This is a genomic window from Neorhodopirellula pilleata (assembly GCF_007859915.1).
Taxonomy (GTDB): Bacteria; Planctomycetota; Planctomycetia; order Pirellulales; family Pirellulaceae; genus Rhodopirellula; species Rhodopirellula pilleata.
This window is the reverse complement of record NZ_SJPM01000008.1, coordinates 206,508-209,259: the sequence shown is the minus strand read 5'-3', so window position 1 is coordinate 209,259 and position 2,752 is coordinate 206,508. Positions and strand designations below refer to the sequence as shown.

Here is a 2,752-nt window from a genome sequence, read left to right as displayed (position 1 = left end):
ACGGCGTGAAGATTGCTTAACTGACTTGGTGCGCTTGCGGGCGTCCTTGCGGGAGAAATCGAAACGCGAAAAGGCAGGGCGACGGGACATATTCAGCTCACAGCGTAGGGATAATTGAACCTGATTGTGGCCGCTTTTGAAGTGAAATGAATGCCTGTAACTCACTTCTTGGGCGGGTCAACCGTACATCAGTGGAAGGATTTTAGGCGAACTAGGCACCGTAAGAAACCTATAGGCCGCAAAATCGTTCCATATAGGAACACACGATAATCGGGGGGGAACTCAGTTCCTCACGTTTTCCTGAGATTTTTTGACGGAAAAATTTTTTCCACGCTTGATTTTCCGGAACTATTCACAATGACGGAAAGATGGGCTAAATGGGAGGCTTGGGGCCTGCGTTGAAAGCGAGGTCTTCAAGCCCGGATTTCGCCTCCCTAAGCGATCACGCGGTCGCGTTATGATGACTCGTCCACCGTACGGAACCGCGTCGCGGCGAACGAGTAGCGGCTGTCGGTCGATTCAGTCCCGGTGCGGGGACCACTGGCCCTGCTGGCGCAGCGTCAAAACCGCCAACAATCGCGGAACTTGGTTGCGTTTGAGGGGTTCCTACTCACAATGGTTTATCCAGCTCCACTGCGATGTGCTGGGAACCTTCACACTCCACTCTTCACCCTTTACTCTTCACTCCCATGCCTACCCACTCCCCCCGCCGTCGCCCTCGTCCCGCCTCTGTTCGTTCCGCTTTCACGTTGCTCGAGTTGCTGCTCGTGCTTTCGATCCTCGTGGTCATTGGCGGGATCGTCGTCGTGAATATCTCCGGTGCGCAGTCCGACGCGAATATCAACGCGACCCAAGCCCAGCTCAATTCGCTCAAAAGCAACGTTGTCTATTACAAGCTGAAGATGAACTCGTTGCCCGAGTCGCTCGATAATTTGGTCGAAGGCCCCAGCGATTCGGCGAAGAAAGCCAAGTGGGTTGATTCGATTATCGAGAGCGTTCCCGTCGACGCATGGGGCAACCCATTTGACTTCAGCGCCAAAGGCAATGAGTTCGAAATTAAAAGCGGCGGATTGGACGGGCAGATGAATACCGAAGACGACATCGTCGTCTCAGGTCGATAGCGGGCGGGGCCCGCTGCGGTTGGCGGTTGGCGGTTGGCTTTTTGGAGCCCGCGATGCAGCTAACGCGACCAGGGGTTTCCACAAACTTGCAGCCGCTCTTTGACGCGTCCATTTCCAGCGAATTCACCATCTATCCGAGAAAGCCAATTGCTAACAGCCAAGAGCCAATTGCTAGACGCCAATAGCCTATTGCCCCGCTCGGCTTTCACCCTGCTTGAATTGCTATTGGCGATGGCGGTGTTTGCCGGGGCTGCCGCGATGGTGATGCCGACGATCGGTGGATTGTTGACCGATCGCCGGATCGTTCGAGCGGCCGATCAAGTCCGTGCCGAAATGATTCGCCTGCGGGTTCATGCGATGCGTCACGGCCGAGTGATGAAGCTCGAGAATGTGGCGAGCGAAGATCCCGCCGTTGGTAATCAACTCAAGATCACCTCGGTGTTCTCATCGACGGATTCGATCAACTCGATGGATTCTTCCGGAGGCCAAAGTTCCTTGTTATCCGGCGCCGACCAAACCGTCGGTGCGCTGGGGACCGCCATGACGGTGGGCGGCGAAGAGTCATGGGCGATCGAGTTGCCGGTCGGCGTCTCGGTGAAGGCGGTGGTAACCAGCCCCGCGGGCGGATCGGCGAGCGTCGAAGCGGCATTGCTAACCACATCAGGCTCAGGTGCATCGGGTGGTGCATTGACAACCATGCCTGTGGTCTATTTCTATCCGACCGGACAAACCAGCAACGCGATCATCACGCTCTCCGATGAGGTGTCACCGGACCAGTACGTGCAAATCCGCGGTCTGACCGGAGACGTGACGATCCGATGAAGTACGAATGTCGATGGTTAGTTAAGTGTAAACAGAGGGTTGCCGGGTCTCCGCTATCGCTGCGACCCAGCCGACGTCTGGTAGGCTGGGTGGAGGAGGCTTTGCGACGAACACCCGGCAGTTTGACATTGACGTCAAGGTTTCAAGCCAAAAGCCAAAAGCGAAAAGTGAACCGCCACTCCCCCGCCGGGTCTCCGCTATCGCTGCGACCCAGCCTACGAGTGCCATTCTATAAACGCAACGCGTTCTCCTTGTTGGAAATGATCTTGGCTTTGGCGCTATTGGGCACATCGTTGGGGATCTTGGCCCAGGTTGCGTTGACGGGGACGGATGCGGCAACTGAAGCCGAGCATTTGTCGCAGGCTCGCATGATCGCTCAAAGTCACCTCGCCGAGATTTTGGCTGCCGGCATCACCCCCGCAGCGGTTCCGCCTTCGCCGACCGCCTCAATGGACTCGGCCTCCACCACCGCATTCCAGTACCAAGTCGATGTCGTTCCTGCCCCCATGGACGGAATGCTCGCGATCCGAGTCAGCGTCGAAGCCCTCGACGAAGACGGCGGCGCGCCGCTAGCCAGCTACTCAGCGACCCGTTGGATGATCGACCCCGCACTAGGCCTCGCCGAGATGGCCGCCGAAGAAGCGGCGGTGAAGAGTGAAGAGTGAAGAGTGAAGAGTGAAGAGTGAAGAGTGAAGAGTGAAGAGTGAAGAGTGAAGAGTGAAGAGTGAAGAGTGAAGAGTGAAGAGTGAAGAGTGAAGAGTGAAGAGTGAAGAGTGAAGAGTGAAGAGTGAAGAGTGAAGAGTGAAGAG

General features: G+C 56.5%; 3 protein-coding genes. All 3 read left to right on the top strand.

What is annotated here, in order from left to right:
- Positions 1-689 precede the first annotated feature (689 nt).
- The 3 genes from Pla100_RS18715 (at position 690) to Pla100_RS30940 (ending at position 2,608) form a co-directional block, all read left to right on the top strand.
- Complete coding sequence (locus tag Pla100_RS18715; RefSeq protein ID WP_197168064.1) at positions 690-1,121, top strand: type II secretion system protein GspG; 432 nt, start codon at positions 690-692, stop codon at positions 1,119-1,121.
- A 147-nt stretch (positions 1,122-1,268) separates the two neighbouring features.
- Complete coding sequence (locus Pla100_RS18710) at positions 1,269-1,943, top strand: prepilin-type N-terminal cleavage/methylation domain-containing protein (RefSeq protein WP_231603213.1); 675 nt, start codon at positions 1,269-1,271, stop codon at positions 1,941-1,943.
- Between the two features lie 167 nt (positions 1,944-2,110).
- Positions 2,111-2,608, top strand: coding sequence for a prepilin-type N-terminal cleavage/methylation domain-containing protein (locus Pla100_RS30940; RefSeq protein WP_231603212.1), 498 nt, complete (start codon positions 2,111-2,113; stop codon positions 2,606-2,608).
- The last annotated feature ends 144 nt before the right edge of the window (positions 2,609-2,752 follow it).

What these genes read in the sequence shown, in the direction of transcription:
- Pla100_RS18715 (WP_197168064.1), top strand. Translation starts at nt 690, where the DNA reads ATGCCTACCCACTCCCCCCGCCGTCGCCCTCGTCCCGCCTCTGTTCGT.